This window comes from Limibacillus sp. MBR-115, from assembly GCF_040549425.1.
Taxonomy (GTDB): Bacteria; Pseudomonadota; Alphaproteobacteria; order Kiloniellales; family CECT-8803; genus Limibacillus; species Limibacillus halophilus.
Genome location: NZ_JBEPTJ010000001.1, coordinates 481824 through 505867, shown reverse-complemented (window position 1 = coordinate 505867; position 24044 = coordinate 481824). Strand labels below are relative to the sequence as shown.

General features: G+C 59.9%; 24 protein-coding genes. 21 read left to right on the top strand and 3 right to left on the bottom strand.

The window, feature by feature from the left end:
- Nucleotides 1-59 precede the first annotated feature (59 nt).
- Nucleotides 60-212, bottom strand: coding sequence for an EspF repeat-containing protein (locus tag ABIE63_RS02375; RefSeq protein ID WP_183415596.1), 153 nt, complete (start codon nt 210-212; stop codon nt 60-62).
- Between ABIE63_RS02375 and ABIE63_RS02370 the strand changes: the two genes are divergently transcribed.
- From ABIE63_RS02370 to ABIE63_RS02285, 18 genes are all read left to right on the top strand, one after another.
- Nucleotides 201-950 (top strand): YebC/PmpR family DNA-binding transcriptional regulator, encoded by a 750-nt coding sequence (locus ABIE63_RS02370; protein WP_183415595.1) that lies wholly within the window; start codon nt 201-203, stop codon nt 948-950. The genes ABIE63_RS02375 and ABIE63_RS02370 overlap by 12 nt on opposite strands.
- A 35-nt stretch (nt 951-985) precedes the next feature.
- Nucleotides 986-1522 (top strand): crossover junction endodeoxyribonuclease RuvC, encoded by a 537-nt coding sequence (gene ruvC / locus ABIE63_RS02365; protein WP_354502480.1) that lies wholly within the window; start codon nt 986-988, stop codon nt 1520-1522.
- Nucleotides 1519-2136 carry a Holliday junction branch migration protein RuvA gene (gene ruvA / locus ABIE63_RS02360; protein ID WP_183415593.1) on the top strand — a complete coding sequence of 206 codons (618 nt, stop codon included), beginning with the start codon at nt 1519-1521 and terminating at the stop codon, nt 2134-2136. Before ruvC ends, ruvA begins: the two co-directional genes overlap by 4 nt.
- Nucleotides 2133-3203, top strand: coding sequence for a Holliday junction branch migration DNA helicase RuvB (gene ruvB / locus ABIE63_RS02355; RefSeq protein ID WP_354502478.1), 1071 nt, complete (start codon nt 2133-2135; stop codon nt 3201-3203). Before ruvA ends, ruvB begins: the two co-directional genes overlap by 4 nt.
- Entirely contained in the window at nt 3200-3655 is a 456-nt protein-coding gene (gene ybgC / locus ABIE63_RS02350) for a tol-pal system-associated acyl-CoA thioesterase (protein WP_354502476.1), read from the top strand. Before ruvB ends, ybgC begins: the two co-directional genes overlap by 4 nt.
- A 5-nt stretch (nt 3656-3660) precedes the next feature.
- Nucleotides 3661-4389, top strand: coding sequence for a protein TolQ (tolQ, locus tag ABIE63_RS02345; RefSeq protein ID WP_354502474.1), 729 nt, complete (start codon nt 3661-3663; stop codon nt 4387-4389).
- A gap of 3 nt (nt 4390-4392) precedes the next feature.
- Nucleotides 4393-4860 carry a protein TolR gene (gene tolR / locus ABIE63_RS02340; RefSeq protein WP_354502472.1) on the top strand — a complete coding sequence of 156 codons (468 nt, stop codon included), beginning with the start codon at nt 4393-4395 and terminating at the stop codon, nt 4858-4860.
- 3 nt (nt 4861-4863) lie between these two features.
- Complete coding sequence (locus ABIE63_RS02335; RefSeq protein ID WP_354502470.1) at nt 4864-5838, top strand: cell envelope integrity protein TolA; 975 nt, start codon at nt 4864-4866, stop codon at nt 5836-5838.
- A gap of 25 nt (nt 5839-5863) precedes the next feature.
- On the top strand, nt 5864-7192 hold the full coding sequence (gene tolB / locus ABIE63_RS02330) for a Tol-Pal system beta propeller repeat protein TolB (protein WP_183415587.1): 1329 nt from the start codon (nt 5864-5866) through the stop codon (nt 7190-7192).
- Between the two features lie 179 nt (nt 7193-7371).
- Complete coding sequence (pal, locus tag ABIE63_RS02325; protein WP_183415586.1) at nt 7372-7854, top strand: peptidoglycan-associated lipoprotein Pal; 483 nt, start codon at nt 7372-7374, stop codon at nt 7852-7854.
- Nucleotides 7855-8068: 214 nt separating this feature from the next.
- Entirely contained in the window at nt 8069-9130 is a 1062-nt protein-coding gene (ybgF, locus tag ABIE63_RS02320) for a tol-pal system protein YbgF (protein ID WP_354502468.1), read from the top strand.
- Complete coding sequence (gene tilS / locus ABIE63_RS02315) at nt 9130-10497, top strand: tRNA lysidine(34) synthetase TilS (protein WP_354502466.1); 1368 nt, start codon at nt 9130-9132, stop codon at nt 10495-10497. Before ybgF ends, tilS begins: the two co-directional genes overlap by 1 nt.
- A gap of 81 nt (nt 10498-10578) precedes the next feature.
- Nucleotides 10579-12525, top strand: coding sequence for an ATP-dependent zinc metalloprotease FtsH (gene ftsH / locus ABIE63_RS02310; protein WP_183415583.1), 1947 nt, complete (start codon nt 10579-10581; stop codon nt 12523-12525).
- Nucleotides 12526-12637: 112 nt separating this feature from the next.
- A complete protein-coding gene (gene folP / locus ABIE63_RS02305) occupies nt 12638-13738 on the top strand; it encodes a dihydropteroate synthase (protein ID WP_183415582.1) in 1101 nt (366 codons plus the stop codon).
- 104 nt (nt 13739-13842) lie between these two features.
- Nucleotides 13843-15201 (top strand): phosphoglucosamine mutase, encoded by a 1359-nt coding sequence (gene glmM / locus ABIE63_RS02300; RefSeq protein ID WP_183415581.1) that lies wholly within the window; start codon nt 13843-13845, stop codon nt 15199-15201.
- 9 nt (nt 15202-15210) lie between these two features.
- The gene (gene thiD, locus ABIE63_RS02295) at nt 15211-16020 is read left to right on the top strand and encodes a bifunctional hydroxymethylpyrimidine kinase/phosphomethylpyrimidine kinase (RefSeq protein ID WP_183415580.1); all 810 of its coding nucleotides are present in this window, start codon (nt 15211-15213) and stop codon (nt 16018-16020) included.
- Between the two features lie 11 nt (nt 16021-16031).
- Nucleotides 16032-16865: a PhzF family phenazine biosynthesis protein gene (locus ABIE63_RS02290; RefSeq protein ID WP_183415579.1), complete on the top strand. Its 834-nt coding sequence runs from the start codon at nt 16032-16034 to the stop codon at nt 16863-16865.
- 26 nt (nt 16866-16891) lie between these two features.
- On the top strand, nt 16892-17338 hold the full coding sequence (locus tag ABIE63_RS02285) for a MaoC family dehydratase (RefSeq protein WP_183415578.1): 447 nt from the start codon (nt 16892-16894) through the stop codon (nt 17336-17338).
- Between the two features lie 14 nt (nt 17339-17352).
- On the opposite strand, the gene ABIE63_RS02280 is transcribed toward ABIE63_RS02285, so the two are convergent.
- Nucleotides 17353-19131 (bottom strand): SLC13 family permease, encoded by a 1779-nt coding sequence (locus ABIE63_RS02280; protein ID WP_183415577.1) that lies wholly within the window; start codon nt 19129-19131, stop codon nt 17353-17355.
- Nucleotides 19132-19342: 211 nt separating this feature from the next.
- Between ABIE63_RS02280 and ABIE63_RS02275 the strand changes: the two genes are divergently transcribed.
- Together ABIE63_RS02275 and serA are read left to right on the top strand one after the other, a co-directional pair.
- Entirely contained in the window at nt 19343-20530 is a 1188-nt protein-coding gene (locus ABIE63_RS02275; RefSeq protein ID WP_354502462.1) for a phosphoserine transaminase, read from the top strand.
- A 74-nt stretch (nt 20531-20604) separates the two neighbouring features.
- Complete coding sequence (gene serA, locus ABIE63_RS02270) at nt 20605-22194, top strand: phosphoglycerate dehydrogenase (RefSeq protein WP_354502460.1); 1590 nt, start codon at nt 20605-20607, stop codon at nt 22192-22194.
- On the opposite strand, the gene ABIE63_RS02265 is transcribed toward serA, so the two are convergent.
- Nucleotides 22179-22718: a paraquat-inducible protein A gene (locus ABIE63_RS02265; protein WP_354502458.1), complete on the bottom strand. Its 540-nt coding sequence runs from the start codon at nt 22716-22718 to the stop codon at nt 22179-22181. The two genes, serA and ABIE63_RS02265, sit on opposite strands and share 16 nt — an antisense overlap.
- Nucleotides 22719-22886: 168 nt before the next feature.
- On the opposite strand from ABIE63_RS02265, the gene ABIE63_RS02260 reads away from it, so the two are divergent.
- Nucleotides 22887-24044 carry an ATP phosphoribosyltransferase regulatory subunit gene (locus tag ABIE63_RS02260; RefSeq protein ID WP_354502456.1) on the top strand — a complete coding sequence of 386 codons (1158 nt, stop codon included), beginning with the start codon at nt 22887-22889 and terminating at the stop codon, nt 24042-24044.

Genomic DNA, 24044 nt, shown 5'->3' with positions numbered 1-24044 from the left:
AGAACCAAAAGCTGATAGAAGGCGCGCTGCGCCGGAGGTCATCTGTTCACAACCTGTTCTCAGCGTGATATTCCAGGCGTCGAAATGCACGACAAACTACGAAATATGGTATAAGCGGCGAGCGACAGCCGCATGATATTGATGGAATCCCGATTCTGAACGCTTGGCGTCGGCATCGGCCAGATGGGACGAAGGGGACCATGGCAGGTCATTCACAATTCAAGAACATCATGCATCGCAAGGGTGCGCAGGATAAAAAGCGCGCCAAAATATTTGCGCGGCTGGCGAAGGAAATTCTCGTGGCGGCGAAGTCCGGTTTGCCGGAAGCCGACAAGAACCCCCGGTTGCGCCTAGCGATCCAAAACGCCCGTGCGCAGAACATGCCCAAAGACAACATCGATCGGGCTATTGCCAAGGCAGTCGGCGGTACGGACGATTCAAACTACGAGGAGATTCGTTACGAGGGTTACGGCCCCGGCGGCGTTGCCGTCATCGTGGAAGCGCTGACTGACAACCGTAATCGCACCGCGTCCGAGGTGCGGACGATCTTCGCAAAGAACGGCGGCAGTTTGGGTGAGACTGGCAGCGTCGCCTTCAACTTTGAACGTGTCGGGCAGATCATTTATCCGCTTGCCGCCGGCGATGCGGAGAGTGTCTTCGAGGCTGCCGTGGAAGCGGGCGCGCTCAATGCCGAAAGCAGCGACGGCGGCCATGAGATTACCTGTGCGCCGGAGGACTTCGCCGAAGTGCGTGATGCGTTGGCGGAGTCTTTGGGAGAGCCGGAGGAAGGTGGCTTGGCCTGGAAGCCGACAAACACCATTCCCGTCGAAGAAGAGCAGGCGCAAACCCTGTTCAAGCTCCTAGATGCTCTGGACGACAACGATGATGTGCAGAGCGTCGCCGCCAACTTCGACATTGCAGACGATGTGATACAGCGCCTGACGGCCTGACGGCCAAATCGCGCCTTGAAAGACGGAAGGACAACATGCGCGTCCTCGGATTGGATCCCGGCCTTCGCCGTACCGGCTGGGGCGTCATAGACGCCGAGGGCACGCGCTTGGTTCATGTCGCCAATGGTGTGATCACCTCGGATGATAAGGCCGAACTCGCTGATCGCCTGGTGCAGCTTCACCGGGGAATCGAGGCGGTGATCGCGGCGCAGGAACCCGACGAGGCGGCGGTCGAGGTGTCGCTCGCCAACAAGAACCCGGCCTCGACCTTGAAGCTTGGGATGGCACGGGGGATCGCACTCCTGACGCCGGCTCTTGCGGGCCTGCTTGTGGGTGAGTACCTGCCGATGATCGTCAAGAAGTCGGTCGTGGGGACGGGCCATGCCACCAAGGAGCAGGTGCAGATGATGGTCCAGCGATTGCTGCCGGGTTGCGAGATTAAGAATGCGGATTCAGCGGATGCGCTGGCGTTGGCCATCTGCCATGCGCATAACCGTGAAACCGATCGCAAGTGGACGCGCGGCGGTGAAGATCCCCTGCAGATGGCCCTAGCCGGGAGGCGACGCCGATGATTGGCAAGCTAACGGGCTTGGTTGAGGGTTTCGACGGCGATGCGGTGATCCTTGATGTGAACGGCGTCGGCTATCTGGTCTTTGCTTCTGCGCGCACCTCCGGCGCTTTGCCGCGTGGCGAGTTGCGTAGTTTGTTGATCGAGACCCACGTCAGAGAGGACCATATCCATCTCTACGGTTTCCTTGATGTCGCCGAACGCGACTGGTTCCGCTTGCTGCTGGGCGTGCAGGGTGTCGGCACCCGGCACGCGCTCTCGATCCTCTCGGTGCTGTCTCCCGAACAGTTGACACAAGCAGTGGCGGCACAGGACAAGGCATCTCTCACCCGGGCCAGCGGCGTGGGTCCGAAACTGGCGGGGCGGCTTGTCCTGGAGTTGAAGGACAAAGTCACCAACATGGCGTTGGGTGCGGCAGCGCAAATCGGCGATTCTGCGGCAGCCTTGCCAGCGGGCGGGCTTTCCGGCGCAGCGGAGGACGCGATTTCGGCCTTGGTCAACCTGGGGTATCGCCGGGCGGAGGCTTTCACGGCGGTGGCTAAGGCGATGAAGGCCCAGGGCAAGGATAGCAGCGTCGAATCCCTGATACGTGACGGTCTCAAGGATCTATCGGCATGAGCGAAGATCGGTTGGTTTCACGCGAAGAGCAAGGGGACGACACCCTCGACAATGGGATGCGGCCTCTGCGCATGGCCGATTTCATCGGTCAGAAGCAGTTGCGCGAGAACCTACAGATTTTCATCGAGGCGGCCCGCAAACGTGGTGACGCGCTGGATCACGTGCTGCTGTTCGGCCCTCCGGGACTTGGCAAAACGACGCTTGCTCAGATCGTCGCCCGTGAAATGGGCGTCGGCTTCCGCGCCACCTCGGGGCCGGTCGTCGCGCGGGCGGGTGACCTGGCGGCCATTCTGACGAACCTGCAGCCGCATGATGTGCTTTTTATCGACGAGATTCATCGACTCAATCCGGCGGTGGAAGAAATTCTCTATCCGGCGATGGAGGATTTCGTGCTGGATCTCATCATCGGTGAAGGTCCGGCGGCCCGCTCGGTTCGGATCGACCTGCCACCCTTTACACTGGTGGGGGCGACAACCCGCTCTGGTTTGATCACCACGCCCTTGCGCGAACGGTTTGGCATTCCTCTGCGGCTCAACTTCTACCAACCCGAGGAACTACGGCTGATCGTCGAGCGCGGCACCAGGGTATTGGGTATCGAAATGGATGAGGAGGGCGCGCTTGAAGTTGCGCGGCGATCACGGGGAACACCGCGCGTTGCCGGGCGATTGCTCCGCCGTGTCCGAGATTTTGCGGCGGTGGCCGGTGACGGACGGATAGACCGAAAGATTGCCGATGCGGCCCTGTTGCGGCTGGGCGTCGACCCCCGCGGCTTGGACGCCATGGACCGGCGCTACCTACACTGCATTGCCGATGTTTACAGCGGCGGTCCAGTGGGCGTGGAAACATTGGCCGCAGCCCTTTCCGAGCAGCGCGACGTGCTGGAGGAAGTGATCGAACCCTATTTGATTCAACAGGGTCTGCTACAGCGAACGCCGCGAGGCCGCATGCTGACGCGGGGCGGTTATGAATACCTGGGGTTGACGCCGCCCAAGGCGTTGGAGCGCGATCAATACGATCTGTTGGACGCTGATGAGACGGCCACCAGTGAAGATGGGGAGGGTCTATGACCTCCGAATCCGAAGCTGCTGGATTTAGGCAAGACGATTGGTATTGCCTGCCATTGCGCATCTATTACGAGGATACCGATGCCGGAGGCATCGTCTATTACGCGAACTATCTGCGCTTCGCCGAGCGCGCGCGGACCGAGATGCTGCGCCATGCAGGGATAGAACAACAAGCTTTTAGGGCACAAAACGGCCTCATTTTTGCCGTATCAAGCTGTCAGATTCATTATCGCCAACCTGCGCGCCTCGATGACCGGATCATTGTTAAGGTGCGGGTCGAGGCGATGACGGCGGCGAGGATAAAGATGCAGCAGGAAATCTGGCGCGATGGCGACAGGCTGGCCGATCTTGAGGTGTGGATCGTCTGCTTGCGGGAGGACGGCCGCCCGGCGCGGGTGCCATCCATGGTAAAGGCGAGTTTGGAGCTGTTCACGAGAGAAGGGAAGGCAGACTAGACGTCATGGAACAACAAGTGATTGACAGCGTGACCCTCGGTGGGTCGGTAGTGCCCCACGACTTCTCGGTCTGGGCGCTTTTTTTACAGGCCGATACGATCGTCAAGCTGGTGATTCTCCTGTTGCTGGCCGCATCGGTTTGGTGCTGGGCCATCATCATCGATAAGTCGATGAAGCTGCGGCGCCTGAAGGCACGCGCCAACCAGTTCGAGGAAACCTTCTGGTCCGGCGGCTCCCTGGAAGACCTCTATGACAGGATGAGTGACCGTCCCAGCGATCCCATGTCGGCGGTCTTCGTCTCGGCCATGCGTGAGTGGCGACGCAGTATCGGGCGCTCGCTCGACAGCGAGAGTGCGCGCGCGGGCCTGCGTTTGCGCCTGGAGCGGGTAATGGACATTGCCTTGGGCCGGGAAATGGAGCGCCTGGAACGTCATATGATCTTTTTGGCCTCTACCGGTTCGGCGGCGCCGTTCATCGGGCTTTTCGGCACGGTTTGGGGCATCATGAACGCCTTCACCTCCATCGCCGCCTCGAAGAACACGAGTCTTGCTGTCGTGGCGCCTGGCATCGCCGAGGCGCTTTTTGCCACCGCACTCGGTCTGGTTGCCGCAATTCCAGCGGTTATCGCCTACAACAAGCTGTCGAACGACATGGGACGCTATGCCCAGAGGCTGGAGAACTTTGCCGGCGAATTCAGTTCGATCCTGTCCCGTCAACTTGAAGATGAGGACTGAGTCATGGCCGGAGGCGTCATCCATGGTAGTGGCAGAGGGCGGCGCAGTCAGCGTTATCGCCCGCTATCCGAAATAAACGTCACGCCCTTTGTGGACGTGATGCTGGTGCTGCTGATCGTCTTCATGGTGACGGCACCCTTGCTAACCGTTGGCGTGCCTGTCGATTTGCCTGAAACCGAAGCGCAGATGATCTCTGATCCACAGGAGCCGTTGGTTATTTCCGTGGATCGCGAGGGCAGCGTTTATCTACAGGACACCAACATTGATCTGGAAAAGCTGGTGCCGCGCCTGATTGCCATTACCGGCAGCAATCCAGACGCCAAGATTTTTGTGCGTGGCGACCGAGCTATCGCCTATGGCCGTATTATGGAAGTCATGGGGCTGGTCAACGCCGCCGGATTCAAGAAGGTCGCCTTGATCGCAGAGATGCCGCGCGACAAGGGGTCTTCCAAACAGGGAAGCGGTGGCTGATCCATGCGCCGCGCGGTCATCCTTTCTGCAACCTTCCACGTCAGCGTGATTGCGCTGATGGCAATAGGATTACCGTTGTTCAAGCAGGACCCGCTTGAGATCGCGCCCGCTGTCCCGATCGAGGTCGTGACCATCGACGATGTGACGACAGCAAAGCCGGCCAAGGAAGCGCCACCGGAAAAGCCGACGCCACGCCCCGAGCCGACACAATCGGCAAAGGCGCCGCCACCGCCGCCGCCGCAGAAATCGGAGCCGCCGACACCGCCGCCCTTACCGAAGAATGAGCCGGAGCCGATTCCGGAACCCAAGCAACCTGAACCGGTCAAGGAGCCGACGCCCATTCCTCAGCCTGAGCCACCGCCCCAGGTTGCGGAAGCGCCTCCCAAGCCGGAACCGGAGCCAACTCCGCTGCCCGATCCCGTGCCTGCACCGAAGGAAGAGCGCGTCGATGAAACACCGTCGCCGGCGCCTCCCGTGCCGTTGGAAAAACCGAAGCCGCCTCAGTTGGCCGAAAAGCCGCAGGAAAAGGAACCGGTCAAGAAAGCCGACAGCTCATTGGATTCCATCCTCAACAACGTGCTGAAGGACTTGAAGCCGGCGGCCAAGGAGCAGGATCAGCCGAAGAAAGATCCGCAGCCGCAACCGACGGAGACGGCGCAGCTTTCCAGCAAGCCAATGACGATTAGCGAGATCGACGCCATCCGCCGTAAAATCGAAGGCTGCTGGAACGTGCCTGCCGGCGCCCGCAATGCAGAGAATTTGATCGTTGAAATCAGGCTCTTCATGAATCCGGACGGTACGGTGAGCCAGGCAGAAGTCGTGGATCGGGCGCGCATGGGCGGTGATCCTTTCTATCGCGCCGCTGCCGAAAGCGCGCTGCGTGCGGTTTTCCGCTGCCAACCCTTGCCCGTGCCCTTGAAGAAGTATGACACCTGGCGTCAGATCACGATGCGATTCGACCCCTCGAAAATGCTATAAGGCCCCAAGGAGGAAAAGAGTAACCATGAGACGCACCCTGAGCCTTGTGAGCTTTTTGCTGCTCGTCTTTGTCGCGCTGTCACCGTTGCATGCGCGTGCTGAGTTGCGCATCGACATCACGCGCGGCACCATCGAGCCCCTGCCGATCGCCATTTCCGCCTTTTACTCGGATAATCCCGAGGCGGCGCGCATGGGGCAGGATATCGCCAACGTAGTAAGCGCCGATCTGGAGCGTTCCGGCCTGTTCGTGCCGCTCGACCCGCTGTCGTTCATTCAGGATGCGAAGTCGACCGCGCTAACACCGCGCTTTGGCGAGTGGAGCGTTCTCAAGACTCAAGCCTTGGTGGCCGGCACCGCCGAATTGCAGGGCGACGGTCGCCTCCGGATTGAATTCCGCCTTTGGGACGTTTTCGCCCAGCAGCAGATGCTTGGCCTGGCTTACGCGACGACCCCGGCAAACTGGCGGCGCGTCGCCCACATCATCGCTGATTCGGTCTACAAGCGGCTGACGGGCGAGGAAGGGTACTTCGACACCCGTATTGTCTACATTGCGGAAAGCGGCGCGCAGAACCGCCGTGTTAAGCGGCTGGCCATCATGGATCAGGACGGCGCCAACCACCGCTTCCTGACAGACGGAAGCGACCTGGTTCTGACCCCCCGGTTCTCGCCGACAAACCAGGAAATTACCTACGTTTCTTACGTTAATGGGACTCCCAGGGTCTATCTCTTCAATCTCAATACCGGCCAGCAGGAAGTACTGGGCGATTTTCCGGGCATGTCCTTTGCGCCCCGTTTTTCGCCGAATGGGAACAGCGTTATCATGAGTTTGGCGCGGGACGGAAATTCGGATGTGTTCACGCTTGACCTGCGGACGCGCGAATTACGCCGCCTGACCTCGGACCCTTCCATTGATATTTCGCCATCCTATTCGCCCGATGGCAGCCAGGTGGTCTTCAATTCGGACCGCGGCGGCAGCCAGCAACTCTACGTGATGAATGTCGACGGCTCGAACGTGCGTCGTATCACGTTTGGCGAAGGACGCTATGCAACACCGGTCTGGTCGCCGCGCGGCGACTTGATCGCCTTTACCAGGTTGTTCAAGGGTGAGTTCTACATCGGCGTCATGCGGCCGGACGGCAGCGGTGAGCGAATGTTGGTGCGCGATTTCCGTGTCGAGGCGCCGACATGGGCGCCAAATGGGCGCGTGCTTGCCTACTACCGTCAGGGGCGGGCGAACAGCCGTGGAGAGGTGTCGAGCAAGATTTACACGATCGACCTGACGGGCTTCAATGACCGCCAGTTGCTCACGCCCATCGACGCCTCGGATCCGGCTTGGTCGCCCTTGATTCCGTAATATCCGACCAGTATAGTCTGGCAAACGAGCGGCCCAGGGATCGATGGGGGGAGCCGCAGTTGAAACAGGGGACAGGTTGCCACGCGGCACAAACGCACTTTCCCAAGCGAAACACACAACCTTGGCCATGACCCATAATGGGAAGCAATGCGGTCAAGGGTACTGAAGGGATCGATACTATGCGCTTCAAATTCCTTTCTATTTTCGCGGCCCTCATCCTCCTGACGGCGTGTGAATCAACGCCCAAGGACGGTGGCGACAGCATGAGCAGCGGCCAGCAGGCCGCACCGGTCGCAGGCCCTACGCCGGGCACTCAAGAGGACCTCGTTGTCAATGTTGGCGACCGAGTCTTCTTTGGTCTCGACCAGTATGATCTGCAGAGCGATGCTCGCGCCACTCTCGACCGAGTTGCAGCATGGCTGAATACCAACCCGTCGGTGACCTTGACCATCGAAGGTCACGCCGACGAGCGCGGTACGCGCGAGTACAACTTGGCGCTCGGTGATCGCCGTGCCACCTCTGCTCGCGACTACCTCACGGCGCTCGGTGTGAGCTCCGGCCGCTTGCGGACGGTGTCCTACGGCGAGGAACGGCCTGCTGTGTTAGGGTCCAACGAAGCATCCTGGGCACAGAATCGTCGCGCGGTCTTCTTGGTTAACTAAGCCCGCCAGCGATATTTTGATACCGGAGGGCGCTTGCTGGCGACGGCAAGCGCCCTTTGCTTTGGGCCATCGATCCATGATCGCCATAATTCTGCCAACAAACCGCGTAAAGCTCGGTTAGACTTCGGACATCCTTTGGAGTGCGCTGCGGTTTAGCCATTCCGTGCGACAATGGTTAATGTCTAATGGCCGAAATCCTGTGAGAGTGTCTTACATGCCTGAACTGAATGCCTTTTCTCGAATGTTGCAAAGCAATCGCGCCTACCTTGGCGCCCTGGCTTTGTTAGTGCTTCTGGCCCTACAGCCGCAAGCCCACGCGCAGGACGTACAGGCACTGCAGAATCAGGTGGATCGTCTGCAGCGCGAACTGACCGATCTGCAGCGGACAGTTTATCAGGGTGGGACTGCGACCGGCAGTAGTGCAGCGTCTGAACTGCCTGCCGGTAGTGCCGCGCGCCTGGAGGTACGTATGGGTGAATTGGAGCAAAGCTTGCGTCAGCTTCGTGGCCAAATCGAAGAGATGAGCTTTCGAATCACCCAGAACCAGGAACGCTTGGATAAACTTTCCGCCGACGTGGATTATCGCTTAACGGTGCTTGAAGGTGGTAACCCCGCCGGCGCCGCTGCGCTCGGCAGTGCGAGTTCCGAAGGTACGGATGCAGGTAGCGCAGCTTCCGGCGCCAGCTCGGCAACAACGGACACTGGCACCGGCGGCACCGCTACGGCATTACCGCAGGGAAGCGCCCCGCAGCCTGGCGTGCTTGGGCAAGTCAGTGAGAATGAACTGGCCCGCGTGCAACAAAACAAACCTGCGGATGCCACGGCAGGGACGAGCGCTGCCGCTGGGCAGCAAACCGCTTCCGCACCGGTCAAGGTGACCTTGCCGGAAGGTTCGGTCGAAGCGCAGTATGAGTTCGCTCTGAGCCTTTTACGTCAAACCCGCTTTGACGAGGCAGAAGTGGCGCTGGGTTCGTTCCTTGAGAAGCATCCCGATCATATTCTTTCATCCAACGCCAAGTACTGGCTGGGAGAAACCTATTACGTGCGTGGCGACTACCAGAATGCGGCGGTGACCTTCGCTGAAGGCTTCCAGGAGTTTCCTAACAGCGCAAAGGCACCGGATAACCTTCTGAAGCTGGGTATGGCTTTGGGTCAGCTTGGTGACAATGAAAATGCCTGCGCCACGTTTGCGCAGTTGCAGCAGCGGTTTCCGACCGCCCCGGCCAATATACAGCAGAAGGTTCAGTTGGAACGCCAACGCTTCGGCTGTTCTTAATGCAGGAACGCGCGCTGTCAGGCGGTGCTCAACGTACTGTCGCGGCTTTCAAGTTCGCGATGGAACGCTTTGGCCCCTACGAGAATAGCCCCCATTTCGCGGTAGCCTGTTCAGGTGGCGCTGATTCTCTCGCGCTGACGGTTCTTCTTCACGAGCAAGTTGTCTCTTTGGGCGGGATGGTAACGGCTTTGACCGTGGATCATGGTTTGCGGGAAAACGCGCGAGCCGAAGCCGAGGCGACCGGCAAAGTGCTGGACGGATTGGGTATCAGGCAGGAAATCCTAACCTGGAGCGGCCCCCGCCCGGCCAGCGGGATTCAGGCTGCAGCGCGGGACGCTCGCTACCGGTTGATGTTTGAATGGTGCCGCGAAAATACGGTTTTGCACCTTTTTCTGGGCCATCACGCGTTGGACCAAGCCGAAACGCTGATTCTGCGGCAGCGCAAAGGCAGTGGGGAGAGCGGCCTGAGTGCTATGCCTGCAATCCGTGATCTGCCGGATTTGCGATTGGTCAGGCCCTTGCTGGCGGTCAATCCACAAGATTTGAGGTGCTTCTTGTCTGATCGGGAGCTGGCCTGGATCGAAGATCCCAGTAATAGGGATCGCCGCTTCACCCGCGTGCGCCTGCGCGAGGAATTGCAGACAGACGCTGCCGGCAGGGTCGGTGAGTTGGCGGACAGTGCGCGCGGACATGGCTTTGTGAGAGACCAGACTGAAAGGCGGTTGGCCAACTGGTTCGCGCGCCATGCGCGACTGGACCCCTTTGGCTGCTTGCTGCTTGAGCGCGGCGCATTAAAGCAAGGTTCTGATACCGATGCGAAGGCACTGCTGGCACGGGCCTTGATGACGGTCGGCGGCGCCGTCTACCCGCCGCGTGGGCGCGCCCTTGAGGGATTGCTGTCCGAGATTGCTGCTGGAAAGTCATTTCGTCGCACCTTGGGCGGTTGTTTGATCGAAGGCCGTCTTGACGATTTGTTGATCTTTCGCGAGTTAGCTCTTACGACATCCCAGCCCATGGTTGAGGCTCAATTTCTATGGGACGGCAGATTTCTCCTCTCGGTTTCCGTCGAGGCCGGTTATGGCGAACGGCTGGGAGATCGGGGATTTCGCGCGGCAGCCCTTGGAAACAAAGGCTGGAAGGGGCTTTGCGCTGCTAATGCCGAAAGTAGCCTGCGAGCCAAACCACATCCGGCCCGCCTGGCAATTCCGGCGATTTGGCAGGGTGACAAATTGGTTGCCGTACCGCTCACAGGCTGGTACTGCCCCGATTGGCCGAAAGATTTAGCGGTAAAATGCCGCTTTAGGCCAATTTTTCCACTTTCTGCTGGAGGCTTTACAGTTGTCCAGAACGAAAGGCACATTATCTAGCTTAGGACGGATTAATTGAAAGCGGCGCGCCATGTCCATCCGTGATAGACTTGGCAACGTACCGCAGAGGACGGAAAAGACGTGAACTTCAGCCGCAACGCAGCGCTATGGATTGTCGTTATCTTACTTCTCTTCGCGCTGTTCAGCGTGTTTCAGGGAAGTGGGCCTCGTGGAGTACAGCAACAACTCGCCTACTCCGACTTCGTTGAACGTGTGACATCGAGTGGTGTCCGCGATGTCGTGATCCAAGGCGAAAAGATATCTGGCCATCTTTCTGATGGGACAAGTTTCCAAACTTACTCGCCGCCCAACGACGCGCAGATCATCGATCAGTTGATGCAGGCAGGTGTCCGGGTTCAAGCAGCGCCGGAAGAAGAACCCAATGCACTGCTTTCGATCCTGGTCTCTTGGTTCCCGATGCTGCTTTTGATCGGCGTTTGGATATTCTTCATGCGGCAGATGCAGTCCGGCAGTGGCAAAGCCATGGGTTTTGGCAAGTCACGCGCGCGCCTGCTGACCGAGAAAACCGGCCGTGTCACGTTCGAGGATGTGGCGGGTATCGAGGAGGCCAAGCAGGAGCTGGAGGAGATCGTCGAGTTTTTGCGCGATCCGCACAAGTTCCAGCGGTTGGGCGGGCGCATCCCCAAGGGTGTGCTGCTTGTTGGCCCGCCGGGGACTGGCAAGACGCTTCTGGCCCGCGCCATCGCAGGTGAGGCGAATGTGCCTTTCTTCACCATTTCGGGCTCCGATTTCGTTGAGATGTTTGTGGGTGTTGGCGCAAGCCGCGTCCGCGACATGTTCGAGCAGGGTAAGAAAAATGCACCCTGCATCATCTTCATCGACGAGATCGATGCGGTTGGCCGTCATCGCGGCGCCGGCCTTGGCGGCGGCAATGACGAGCGCGAACAGACCCTCAACCAGCTGCTGGTCGAAATGGACGGTTTTGAGTCCAATGAGGGCGTTATTCTGATCGCTGCGACCAACCGCCCCGATGTTCTCGACCCGGCCTTGCTGCGCCCGGGCCGCTTTGACCGTCAGGTGGTGGTTCCCAACCCCGATGTTTTAGGCCGCGAGCAGATTTTGCGGGTGCACATGCGCAAGGTCCCGCTTGCACCAGATGTCGAGGCCAGGGTTCTGGCCCGGGGTACACCGGGCTTCTCCGGCGCCGACCTCGCTAACCTGGTAAACGAGGCGGCTTTGATCGCCGCCCGTTCCGGTAAGCGCGTGGTGACGCAGTCGGATTTCGAATCCGCTAAAGACAAGGTTCTGATGGGGGCCGAGCGGCGCTCGATGGTGATGACCGAGGACGAAAAGGAACTGACCGCCTACCACGAGGCGGGCCATGCGTTGGTCGGGCTCTTCGTGCCGGGCAACGATCCTCTGCATAAGGTAACCATCATACCGCGCGGACGGGCGCTGGGCGTGACCATGAATCTGCCTGAGCGTGATCGCTACGGCTTCAAGAAGAACGAGATCATGGCCAAGCTCGCGATGATGTTCGGCGGTCGTGTCGCAGAAGAACTGATCTACGGCAATGCAAACATTACCACGGGCGCGGGCAACGATATTCAGCAAGCAACCAATCTCGCGCGGCGCATGGTAACGGAATGGGGTATGAGCGAGAAGCTCGGTCCGTTGCGTTACGAGGACAATCAAGAGGAAGTCTTCCTTGGTCATTCGGTGGCGCGCGCGCAACACATTTCAGAGGCGACAGCCAAGCTGATCGACGAAGAAATACGCCGTATCATCGACACCTCAGAAGTCAAGGCGACGGAAGTCTTGAAGGAGCACATCGACGATCTGCACAAGATCGCCAAGGGATTGCTGGAGTTCGAAACGCTTTCCGGGGCGGATGTCCAGGCTCTCCTGCGGGGCGAGACCATCGATCGGTCGGACCCAGGTGCCGGCGATGCTGCCGCGGGTGGCAGTGCGGGGCGACGCGCCTCGGTTCCCAGCAGCGGCCATCCCAAGGGTAGCGACAAGGGCGCCCCCGGGGGGCTTTCGCCTGAGCCGCAGCCCGGTAGCTGACGTACAAGGCCACCGGTTTCGAGCGTGTTGAAGAGCATTGTTTTGTGAAAGAAGCGACTGATTGTGTGTCAGTCGCTTCTTTGCTTTCGGGGAGGCCTGTTAGGTGGGGGAGATGACTGAACGATCGGGGGGCGCAACGCTTGCGCGAACAGTTCTACTGCTGCCGCTTGGTCTGGCCAGGGGCGACCACCAACGCGCCGGCGCCCTACCGCTGGTCGGTGGTCCGATGGCGTTTACCCATTGCGAGGTCACGGTGCGCCAGGGCAAAGCAGAGATTGCGCGCGCCATCCTGCCAACGGATGAATTGCTTGCTTGGGCCACGCTGCAGTGTCCGTTGGAGAAGGATACCATCGCGGCGTTGCTGCGGAACCTGACCCAACCGCGTGCAGCTTTTGCGGATCTCGACCTCGGTCGCCCGAAGATCATGGGTATCATCAATGTGACGCCGGATAGCTTTTCCGATGGCGGTGATCGCTATGATGGCGGCGTGGCGATCGAGGCTGGCTTGGCGATGCTGGAGGCCGGCGCGGATATACTGGATATCGGCGGTGAGTCGACGCGGCCCGGTGCGGCCCCGGTTTCCGTCGAGGAAGAGTTGCGTCGGGTACTGCCTGTCGTACGCGGCTTAGCTGAACGGGGGGCAGCGGTGTCCATCGACACCCGCCGGGCTATGGTCATGCGCGAGGCGGCTGCGGCTGGGGCAAGTATTATCAACGACGTTACTGCATTGAGCTACGACCCGGACAGTCTTTCTGTTGCGGCGGAGCTGGCTCTGCCGGTCATTCTGATGCACATTCAGGGTAAGCCTGAAACCATGCAGAAAGATCCGCGGTACGACGATGTAACGGCCGAGGTCTTCGATTATCTCTGCCAGCGGGTGGCGGCCTGCGAGGCAGCCGGAATCAGCAAGGATAAAATCGCCGTAGACCCGGGTATCGGTTTTGGCAAGACGGTGGGCCATAACTTGACGTTACTTGACCGGCTGGCGGCTTTTCACGGCACAGGTTGTGCCGTGCTGTTGGGTGCTAGTCGGAAGCGCTTCATCGGCGGTTTGAGTCGTGACGAAGCACCCAAGGACCGCTTGGCCGGGTCGCTGGCCTGTGCTCTTGCTGGGGTGGAGCGCGCCGTGCAGATGGTTCGGGTGCATGATGTGGCTCAAACCCGCCAGGCTTTGACCCTTCAGCAAGCCATTGCATCTGCGCCTAGCTCTTAATCGCGATCCGGGCTTGCCTTGCAGTGGCCTTATTGCTGCTATAGGGCTTCATTCAATCTCTTGTCGATTGAGCTTTTCCGGATGACGGGTCCATAGGGCGGACGATGACCAAGACGCGAAATCTTTTTGGAACCGACGGAGTGCGAGGGCGCGCCAACAGCGAGCCGGTGACCGCCGAGATGGCGCTTTCCCTTGCCATGGCAACAGGCTCGCGGTTTCGGCGTGAAAGACACGCGCTAGCGGTGATCGGCAAGGATACGCGTCTATCCGGCTACATGCTCGAACCAGCGCTGACCGCGGGGTTCATCTCTGTGGGTATGGACGTTGTGCTGTTGGGTCCAGTGCCGACGCCAGCGGTGGGTATGCTGACACGCACGCTGCGCGCGGACCTGGGCGTTGTGATCTCTGCCTCCCACAACCCCTTCGCCGATAACGGGATCAAGTTCTTCGGTCCCGATGGCTTCAAGTTGTCCGATGCCGAGGAGAGCGCCATAGAAAACCGCATCGCGCAGGGCACAGCCGACCTGCGCGTTCCGGCGGAAGACCTAGGGCGTGCCCGTCGGTTGGATGACGCCAGAGGCCGTTACATCGAGTTCGTCAAACAATCCTTTCCGCGTCAGATGACTCTCCAGGGCCTCAAGGTCGTCGTCGATTGCGCTCATGGTGCCGCTTACGCCGTAGCGCCGCGCGTCTTCTACGAATTGGGCGCAGAAGTGGTGGCAATCGGTGTGACACCGGATGGCATCAACATCAATGCCGGATGTGGTGCGACTGCGCCGCAAGCCCTGGCAGAACGGGTGGTTGCCGAAAAGGCCGACCTTGGCGTCGCGTTGGATGGCGATGCGGACCGGGTGATTCTGGTGGACGAACGCGGTCAGGTGATCGATGGCGATCAGGTGATGGGCTTGATCGCAGCCCTATGGCAGCGCCAGCAGCGATTGCGTGGCAGTGCCGTTGTGGCGACGGTAATGTCCAATCTGGGTCTTGAGCGCTTCCTGGCAACGGAAGGTATCGCGCTGGAGCGCACGCCCGTGGGTGATCGCTATGTCGTGGAGCGTATGCGCGGCGGCGGTTTTAATCTGGGCGGCGAGCAGTCGGGCCATATCGTTATGACCGACTACACGACGACCGGCGACGGTCTGATCGCGGCGCTGCAAGTTCTGGCTGCCCTGGTCGAACGGCAACGACCGGCCAGCGAGGTTGTGCATGTTTTCGAGCCTTTGCCTCAACTCCTTCGTTCGGTCAGAGTCGTGGACCGTTCCGTCTTGAATGCCCCGTCAGTGAAGGCTGCGATTGCAGAGGCCGAGGCGAGCTTGGGAAAAACCGGACGTTTGGTGATCCGTCCCTCGGGCACCGAACCGGTGATCCGCGTCATGGCCGAAGGCGATGACATGATTAGTGTGGAAAAGGTTGTGATCGGGCTTTCCGAGATGATTGCCGCTGCAGGCGTTAGCAAGGGATAAAGAGATAACATGCACTGTAATGGACGCGTCCTGATCGTAGCAGGGTCGGACTCGGGCGGTGGCGCGGGCATACAGGCCGATATCAAGACTGTGACGGCGCTGGGTGGATTTGCGGCGACAGCCATAACGGCTTTGACGGCTCAGAATACCCAGGGTGTTTTCGGTGTTGAAGCTATCTCGCCGACCTTCATCCAGCAGCAGATGCAGGTTGTACTGGAAGATATCGGCGCCGATGTCATCAAGACCGGCATGCTGCATGATGTGGCGACCATAGAAGCGGTCGCTGAAGTCCTGGAGACGGCAGGCGCCGGTATTCCGCTCGTTGTCGATCCGGTGATGATTGCCCAAAGCGGTGCCTCATTGCTGGCGGATTCCGCGGTTGCGACCCTGGCAGCACGGATGCTGCCGCTGGCGGCGCTCATCACACCGAACATTCCAGAAGCCGAAGCATTGACCGGGCTTTCCATCGGTGATCCGGATGCAATGGAGCGCGCCGGTCTGCAGTTGCATGCCATGGGCGCGGCGGCGGTACTGGTCAAAGGCGGTCACATGAAAGGCGACGTTCTGACCGACGTACTTGTAACCCGATCAGGTGTGGAACGCTTTACGGACAGCCGGATCGACACGCAGGAGAATCATGGAACCGGCTGTACCTTGGCCTCGGCGATAGCAACGGGTCTGGCGCAGGGTATGACCCTGTCCGACGCGGTGGCCCGCGGACGGCGATATCTGCGTGCAGCCCTGGCCAGTGCGCCTGGGCTGGGACGTGGCAGCGGGCCGGTCAATCATTGTGTCACCGTTAGACCGGATGATCTCTAGGGAGCAGTGTCATGGCGGAAAGGCAGCTTGATCTCTACCAGATAGACGCTTTCGCCGAGCGCAGTTTTTCAGGTAATCCAGCCGCTGTCGTGCCTTTGAAACATTGGTTGAGCGACGAGCAGATGCTGGCGATCGCGGCAGAGAACAACCTCTCCGAAACGGCTTATTTCGTGCGCCAGGAAACCGGCCGGTATGCCCTGCGTTGGTTTACGCCAGCCCACGAGGTGGATCTTTGCGGCCACGCAACCCTTGCCAGCGCCTATGTCATCGGCCGTTTCCTCGATCGTGACGCTAAGCGGATAGCATTCGATACGCTTGCCGGTGAATTGCTTGTCACATTGGAGGGTGACAACCTGACGCTCGACTTTCCAAGTCGGCCACCGTTGCCCGCGAGCGCTGAACGGCGTCAGCAGGTGGAGCAGGCCCTGGGCAGCGCCCCGCTGGCCGTCTTACAGGCGCTGAACGGCACGGGTAAGTTGATGGCTGTTCTTGCCGACCCCGCTGCGGTGGCGGCGGTGGCCCCTGATTTCCGCCAGGTCGCTGGCTTTGCAAGTGACGGCTTGATCGTGACCGCGTCGGGCGTTGATCCGTCGAGCGCGGTGCACTGCGATTTCGTATCGCGATATTTCGCGCCGCATGCGGGCATCGACGAAGATCCGGTTACGGGCTCCGCGCACTGTGTGCTTGTGCCTTACTGGGCGCAAGAGTTGGGTAAATCCCGTTTGGTGGCGCGACAGATATCGAAGCGCGGCGGCACGCTTGCTTGTGTCCTGTCGGGTGACCGTGTGCTGCTGACCGGCAAAGCCGCGCTCTACATGACCGGCAAGATCCATTTGTCGGACTGATGACAGGCTCGGAGGACGTAAAATCGATGACCGCACTCTACTTCGAAGATTTCACGCCGGGGCGCAGTTTCACAGCGCCGCGTTGCAGCCTGAGCGAGGCTCAGATTCTGGATTTTGCCTTCACCTACGACCCGCAACCTTTCCACATCGATACGACGTGCCTGGATAACCCCTATGGCGGCCTGATCGCCAGTGGGTTTCAGACCCTGCTGGTCGCCTTTCGGATGTTTTACCAGGCCAATGTGATCAACCACTGCTCAATGGGTTCACCCGGCATGGACGAACTGCGTTGGCTGAGGCCGGTTCGGCCCGGCGATACACTCGGTCTCACCGCGGAGGTCGTTGAACAGCGTGCGAGCCGGAGCAAACCCGACCGCGGCATCGTGGTCATGAAGTATAGGGTCGATAATCAGCATGGCGAGACGGTGATGACCTATAACATCACGCACATGTTTCGCTGCCGTACGGTCTAAGCCGGGCGCTGGTGCTACAGCGGCCAGACCAGCAGGATCAAGGGCACTGAGACCACCAGAATCAGCAAGTCAAGCAACAGACCCATGCGCCAGTAGTCGCTGAAGCGATAGCCGCCCGGGCCCATGACAAGCAGATTGGATTGGTGCCCGATTGGCGTCAGGTAGGTTGAAGAGGCACCAACGGCCACGGTCATTAGAAGGGGGTCGGCGCTGACCCCTAGGCCGCTCGCCAAAGTGATTGCGATGGGGGCCATCAGAACGGCAGTGGCGGCATTGTTCATGATGTCGGTCATCAACATCGTGACTGCCATCAGCAACATCAGGATCAACCAAATTGGCGCACTATCCTGTAGGGCAAGAATGGGCGCGGTGATGCTGGCTGCGGCACCACTGGTCTCCATGGCTAGCCCAACGGGGATCATTGCTCCCAGCAAGACGACGATCGGCCAGTCGATCGCTTCGTAAACTTCACGCAAAGTGATGTCGCCGAGCAGCACCAAGGCGACGACCGCCAGGACGAAGGCAACTTGTGGCGGCAGCAATCCTGTCAGAAGCAAGACAATCGAGGCCGCGAACACCGCCAGGCTTCGCCAAGCGAGTCCATCCGGCCGCCGTACCGGCAGCTCGCGCTGTGCGAGAGGCAAGACACCCAGCAATGCAAAGGTTGCCGACAGGGCCTCGATCTCGCCTTGGAGCAGGAGCACGTCACCGGCGTGAAAGCGTACTTGTCCCAAACGGTCGGTGATGCGCTCGCCGCGCCTCGAGACGCCGAGCAGGTTGAGCCCGTAGCTGGTATGCAGACGCAAGTTGCGGACGGTACGGCCCTCGAAACGCGATCCTGGCGTGACCACGACTTCCACCAGCCCGACACGGTCGCTGCGGAGCGATTTGGCAGTCGACTCCGGCGCACCCATCAATTCCAGGCCCGCCGATTCCATTGTGCGTTTCAATGTGGCGGGGTCGGTCTCCAGCACCAAAACATCACCGACTTGCAGACGTAGATAGGGCGAGGGGGCAAGCATCCGGTCCTTACGGCGTTCCAGCGCCACCACCGCCAAGTCGGATTGCGCCATCGTTTCCAAGTCCACAAGTCGACGCCCGGCCAGGGTCGAACCTTCGGTAATCCGTACTTCCGTGATGTAGTCTTCTATTTCAAAACGCTCCGCTGCCGGGGCGCTTTCGTTCTCCCGGCCCGGCAGCAATCGCCACCCAAGGAACGCGATGTAAAGCAAGCCCAACCCGGCAATTCCCAAGCCGACCGGTGAAAAGTCAAACAATCCGAAGGCCACGCCGGTTTCGCGCTCCCGGTACGCCGCTATGATGATATTGGGTGGTGTGCCGATCAGCGTTAGCGTGCCACCCAGAAGTGACCCGAAGGATATGGGCATCAGGAGCTGGCTGGGCGGGCGTCCGCTGATATGTGCCGCGTTGATAGCGACCGGCAACATCAAAGCCAGAGCGCCGACATTGTTCATGAAGGCCGAAAGCAGCATCGTTGTCCCGGTCAAGACAAAGACCTGACCGACAGGGTAGCGCCCCGCTGGATTTAGAATGCGGCCGATGCCGGCAACCACGCCTGAGTTCTGGAGGCTGTGGGAGATCACCAAAATGGCGGCTACCGTTATTACCGCCGGGTGGCCAAAGCCGGAAAAGGCGTCTTCTCCTGGCACCAATCCAAGCGTGACACTGGCCATGAGTGCTACGACCGCAACAAGATCATATCGCCAGCGGCCCCAGGCGAAGAGGAGCAGAGTCGCAGCTATGATGCCTAGCAGCAGTATCTGTTGCGTCATGTATGGATTCTTCCCTGTTCCAACCTAGTGTCCCCTAGTCCGATACCTCTTAGGAAGGTAAATTTATTTTGCAACGCAGCAAAATTATGAGATTGCTCCGCTGCTGCCCAAGATAAAATTTGGTTCGGCTGCGTTGACGCGCCGCAACATGGCTCCTAAACTCCGCGCCGAAACTGTCAGATAGCGACCATCTAATGCAAGGGAACGACAGATGAATCCGACGGCACGACCCCTGACATCCGTGCAACCGCCCGCGGTTAAGCCGCAGAACCCGAACTTCTCCTCGGGTCCCTGTGCAAAGCGGCCGGGCTGGTCGACGGAGGTGCTGTCCAATGCCTTTCTGGGACGGTCGCACCGCGCCAGGGAAGGGAAGGCCAGATTGGCCGAGGTAATCGAGCTATCCAAGCGGTTGCTCGGGTTGCCCGAAGGCTGGCGTTTGGCAATCGTTCCAGCCTCCGACACCGGCGCTATCGAGATGGCCTTGTGGAACCTGCTGGGCCCAAGAGGGGTGGATATGCTCGCTTGGGAATCCTTCGGCAGCGCCTGGGTGACGGATGTGGTCAAGCAACTCAAGCTTTCCGATGTTCGCGTATTGAAGGCCGATTACGGGTCCTTGCCGGATCTCTCTGCCGTTGATGGTGAGCGTGATCTTGTCTTCACCTGGAATGGCACGACATCCGGTGTCCGATTGCCCGACGGCGATTGGATTCCCGAAGGACCGGGCCTCAAGATTTGCGATGCGACCTCAGCGGTCTTCGCGATGGATTTGCCGTATGATCGCTTGGATGTCGTGACCTGGTCCTGGCAGAAGGTTATGGGGGGCGAAGCGGCGCACGGCATGCTGGCCTTGAGTCCACGCGCGGTCGAGCGCATGGAGAGCTATCAGCCCGAGTGGCCGATGCCCAAGATTTTTCGGCTCACCAAAGGCGGTAAATTGGATGAGGCGGTGTTCGAGGGCGCCACGATAAACACCCCCTCGATGCTTTGCGTCGAGGATCAGTTGGATAGCCTGCGTTGGGGGGTGGAGATCGGCGGCCTCCCGGCTTTGAAAGCGCGCGCGGAGGCCAACCTGTCTGCGGTCGCCCGTTGGGTATCGACAAGCGACTGGGCCGATTTCCTGGCAACCGAGCCCTCTCAGCGCTCCTGCACGTCGATTTGCATCAAAATCGTATCGCCCTGGTTTACGGCGCTGTCGGAAAAGGAACAGGCATCCGTTCCCAAGAAGATTGCGGCCCTGCTGGAGGCCGAAGGCGTCGCATACGACATCAACGGCTACCGCGACGCACCTCCAGGGCTGCGGCTGTGGGGTGGTGCTACGGTCGATAGCGGCGATATGACACGGCTCCTTCCCTGGTTGGATTGGGCTTATGCCGCCGTTCAGGGTGAGATGTCCGCCTGAACGCACCCACATGTAGGACACAAGGCGCCTGAGTCCCGCTTAATTCATAGCTTGGAGAGGATTGAACAAGCACAATGCCTAAGGTTCTGATCAGCGATAAAATGAGCCCCCTTGCGGCCGAGATTTTTGAAGCGCGCGGCATCGAGACGGTGGTGGCCACCGATCTGACGCCAGCAGCGCTCAAGGAGAAAATCGCGGCGTTTGATGGGCTGGCCGTGCGCTCGGCGACCAAGGCGACCGCCGAGATTATTGCCGCTGGGACGAACCTGAAGGTGATCGGGCGCGCTGGTATTGGTGTCGATAACGTCGATATTGCCGCCGCCACCGGACGCGGCATTGTCGTGATGAACACGCCGGACGGAAACTCCATCACCACCGCCGAGCATGCATTGGCGCTTCTCTTCACGCTGGCGCGCCAGATTGCTGAAGCCAACAGCTCGACGAAGGCGGGAAAGTGGGAAAAATCCCGCTTCATGGGCGTCGAGTTAACCGGCAAAACGATCGGCATCGTGGGGTGCGGAAATATCGGCTCCATCGTTGCCGAGCGGGCACTGGGCCTGCGAATGAAGGTGGTTGCCTATGACCCCTTCTTGAGTAACGAGCGCGCCGACGACCTGGGGGTCAGGAAGGTTGAGCTGGACGAACTTCTAAGGGCGGCGGATTTCATCACCCTTCATGTTCCCTTGACCGAACAGACGCGCGGTATCTTGAACGAGGAATCACTCGCCAAGACCAAACCTGGTGTTCGCATCATTAACTGCGCGCGCGGTGGGTTGATCGACGAAGCCGCGCTCTACAACGCCATCCAGTCGGGACAGGTGGCGGGCGCTGCCCTTGATGTATTCGAGACGGAGCCGGCGCGCGAAAGCCCGTTGTTTAAATTGGAACAGGTGGTGTGCACGCCGCATCTGGGCGCCTCGACCAGCGAAGCACAGGAAAAGGTGGCCTTGCAAATCGCCGAACAGATGGCGGATTTTCTGCTTACCGGCGCGGTACGCAACGCTCTCAATACGCCATCGTTGAGCGCGGAGGATGCCAAACGCCTGAAGCCCTACATGCAGCTCGCCGAACAGATGGGTTCCTTTGCCGGGCAATTGACCAGAACCGGCCTGACTTCAGTCAACATCGAGTACGAAGGCCACGTGGCTGAACTCAATTGCCGCCCCCTGACCCAAACCGTCCTAACGGGCTTGCTACGTCCCATGTTGGACAGTGTCAACATGGTCAACGCACCGGTCCTTGCGCGCGAGCGCGACATCGCTTTGTCGGAAACCAAGCGTGACGGTGATTGCGACTATCAGACGCTAATCCGTGTGACGGTCAAGACTGATCGTGGGCAACGGTCGGTCGCGGGAACCCTGTTCGGTGGAACCAAGCCCCGGGTCGTGGAAATCAAAGGCATTCAGGTCGAGGCCGAGTTGGGCCCGCATATGCTCTACATCACCAACAAGGATAAGCCCGGTCTGATCGGGCGCCTGGGCACCATCCTATCGGACGCGGGTGTCAACATCGCCACGTTCCATCTGGGACGCAGCAGTCCCGGCGGTGACGCCATCGCACTTCTCGAGTTGGATCAAAGTCTAAGCGCTGAGACCTTGAAGAAAGTGCGGGCATTGGATTTGGTGGAACGGGCGGAACCCTTGAGCTTTCAACCCTTGCTTTGAGTCCTGTCCAAACGTTGGGCGAGGGTTTCCATGCGGCGTAGTGCCAGCATCGATAGCAGGATTGCGGCGGTGAAGACGTAGAGTCCGGCGTGCAGTGCGACATCGTCGATCAGCGATATCTGGATGGCGACTACGATCAATGCCACCACGAAGACATCCAGCATCGACCAGCGTCCTAGCATTTCCAGACCGGCGAGCCAGCGGCGCCTGCGAATGGCGTGTCGCGAGCGATACCAAAGGAGCAAGCCTATACCGACCTTCAACGCGGGAAAGACCACAGAGAAGGTTGCAATGATCAGGAAGAGAAATATCTCATCGGCATCCCAAAGCTGGCCGATGGCACGGAGAATTGAGACCTCTTCCGATAGGAAAACGAAGCGGGATACCGTCATCATTGGCAGAGTCCAGCCGAACGCGAGCAGAACCCCGGATAACAGCAGCACCGGGCCTAGAAGTTTGTCCAAACCCGCGGCACAGCTAGCCAGGGAGGGCGGATCATCAGGGGGACTAACCTTGTCGGTCATGATCTCTCCGGTTGGTTTCGCGCCCGAAGCTAGCGGGTTTTCCTGGCTGGCTCCATCGTGGAAAGGCATTTTCCCTTTCAGCCGCCCAACAAAAAGGCTAGTACAACGCGGGTTTGTGGCTACGCCCGCTAGGGGCCTAGTACCGTTTAATTGGATAATGCCGATAGCATGACGGAAAAAGGCGAAAAAGCTCTGTTGCCAGCAGGCATGGTGGATTTGTTGCCGCCGGAAGCCGCGCAGGAGTCGGCGGCCATTTCGCGTATCCTCGATCTCTTTTCAGCCTGTGGCTACCAGCGCGTCAAACCGCCGATGCTTGAGTTCGAGGAAACACTGTTCGACGGTGCGGGCGCGGCTTTATCGCAGCAGACCTTCAGATTGATGGACCCGCTCAGCCAGCGAATGATGGGTCTGCGCGCCGACATGACCACCCAGGTCGTACGCATCGCCGCCACGCGGCTTTCCGGTGAGCCGAGGCCGTTGCGTCTCTGTTACGCCGGTCAGGTACTGCGGGTGAAGGGTAATCAGCTCCGCAACGACCGTCAGATTGCTCAGGTCGGAGCCGAATTAATCGGTAGCGAAAGCAGCGGCGCCGACGCCGAGATAATCGCACTGGCGGCCTCGGCATTGGAAAAGGTCGGCGTCACGCGGCTTAGCGTCGACATAGCGCTGCCGACGCTGGTTCCTGCCATTGCGCGCACGCTAGGATTGTCGCCATCGGAAAGCGCCGACTTGCGTGAAGCGTTGGACCGCAAGGATGCTGCGGCCGTCAAGGCCATTTCGAAAGAGCACGGAAAGCTTCTGAGTGCGCTTTTGCGCGCTGCTGGACCGGTAGAACGGGCGGTTGCGGCGCTGTCGCGCCTGACAGTGCCGGAAGATGCGCAGGAAGAGCTTGAACGGCTGCTGGCGGTTGTCGAGCGGCTGCGGGAATTGAAGCCGGATTTGCGCATCACCGTCGACCCGACCGAACATCGCGGATTCGAGTATCAGACGGGTGTGTCGTTTGCGTTCTTCGCGCGCGGTGTGCGCGGCGAATTGGGACGCGGCGGCCGCTACGCGGCGCGCGCGGCGGGCGGCTGCTTTGAGCCTGCGACGGGTGTCACTCTGTATATGGATAGTCTGCTCAGGGCCTTGCCAGAACCGGATGCGCCATCACGCGTTTACCTGCCGGCGGGTCATGACCCTAAAATTGCGGCTGCGCTGCGTGAAAAAGGCTTTGTGACCCTGGCCGGACACGATCCGGTAGGGGAAGATCGCAAGGAGGCCCGCAGGATGGCCTGCGACTACTGGCTGTCCGGCGAAACGCTCCGAAAAGTGGAGGAAAACTGA

Bases quoted from the DNA above. Each gene is read 5' to 3' on its own strand.
- glmM (WP_183415581.1), top strand. From the start codon at position 13,843: ATGACCAAGACGCGAAATCTTTTTGGAACCGACGGAGTGCGAGGGCGC.
- ABIE63_RS02265 (WP_354502458.1), bottom strand. From the start codon at position 22,718: ATGACCGACAAGGTTAGTCCCCCTGATGATCCGCCCTCCCTGGCTAGC.
- ABIE63_RS02335 (WP_354502470.1), top strand. From the start codon at position 4,864: ATGCGCCGCGCGGTCATCCTTTCTGCAACCTTCCACGTCAGCGTGATT.
- tolB (WP_183415587.1), top strand. From the start codon at position 5,864: ATGAGACGCACCCTGAGCCTTGTGAGCTTTTTGCTGCTCGTCTTTGTC.
- ABIE63_RS02275 (WP_354502462.1), top strand. From the start codon at position 19,343: ATGAATCCGACGGCACGACCCCTGACATCCGTGCAACCGCCCGCGGTT.
- ybgF (WP_354502468.1), top strand. From the start codon at position 8,069: ATGCCTGAACTGAATGCCTTTTCTCGAATGTTGCAAAGCAATCGCGCC.
- tolQ (WP_354502474.1), top strand. From the start codon at position 3,661: ATGGAACAACAAGTGATTGACAGCGTGACCCTCGGTGGGTCGGTAGTG.
- ruvA (WP_183415593.1), top strand. From the start codon at position 1,519: ATGATTGGCAAGCTAACGGGCTTGGTTGAGGGTTTCGACGGCGATGCG.
- ybgC (WP_354502476.1), top strand. From the start codon at position 3,200: ATGACCTCCGAATCCGAAGCTGCTGGATTTAGGCAAGACGATTGGTAT.
- ruvB (WP_354502478.1), top strand. From the start codon at position 2,133: ATGAGCGAAGATCGGTTGGTTTCACGCGAAGAGCAAGGGGACGACACC.
- tilS (WP_354502466.1), top strand. From the start codon at position 9,130: ATGCAGGAACGCGCGCTGTCAGGCGGTGCTCAACGTACTGTCGCGGCT.
- pal (WP_183415586.1), top strand. From the start codon at position 7,372: ATGCGCTTCAAATTCCTTTCTATTTTCGCGGCCCTCATCCTCCTGACG.
- serA (WP_354502460.1), top strand. From the start codon at position 20,605: ATGCCTAAGGTTCTGATCAGCGATAAAATGAGCCCCCTTGCGGCCGAG.
- ABIE63_RS02370 (WP_183415595.1), top strand. From the start codon at position 201: ATGGCAGGTCATTCACAATTCAAGAACATCATGCATCGCAAGGGTGCG.
- ABIE63_RS02280 (WP_183415577.1), bottom strand. From the start codon at position 19,131: ATGACGCAACAGATACTGCTGCTAGGCATCATAGCTGCGACTCTGCTC.
- ABIE63_RS02290 (WP_183415579.1), top strand. From the start codon at position 16,032: ATGGCGGAAAGGCAGCTTGATCTCTACCAGATAGACGCTTTCGCCGAG.
- ABIE63_RS02260 (WP_354502456.1), top strand. From the start codon at position 22,887: ATGACGGAAAAAGGCGAAAAAGCTCTGTTGCCAGCAGGCATGGTGGAT.
- ruvC (WP_354502480.1), top strand. From the start codon at position 986: ATGCGCGTCCTCGGATTGGATCCCGGCCTTCGCCGTACCGGCTGGGGC.
- tolR (WP_354502472.1), top strand. From the start codon at position 4,393: ATGGCCGGAGGCGTCATCCATGGTAGTGGCAGAGGGCGGCGCAGTCAG.
- ABIE63_RS02285 (WP_183415578.1), top strand. From the start codon at position 16,892: ATGACCGCACTCTACTTCGAAGATTTCACGCCGGGGCGCAGTTTCACA.
- folP (WP_183415582.1), top strand. From the start codon at position 12,638: ATGACTGAACGATCGGGGGGCGCAACGCTTGCGCGAACAGTTCTACTG.
- ABIE63_RS02375 (WP_183415596.1), bottom strand. From the start codon at position 212: ATGACCTGCCATGGTCCCCTTCGTCCCATCTGGCCGATGCCGACGCCA.
- thiD (WP_183415580.1), top strand. From the start codon at position 15,211: ATGCACTGTAATGGACGCGTCCTGATCGTAGCAGGGTCGGACTCGGGC.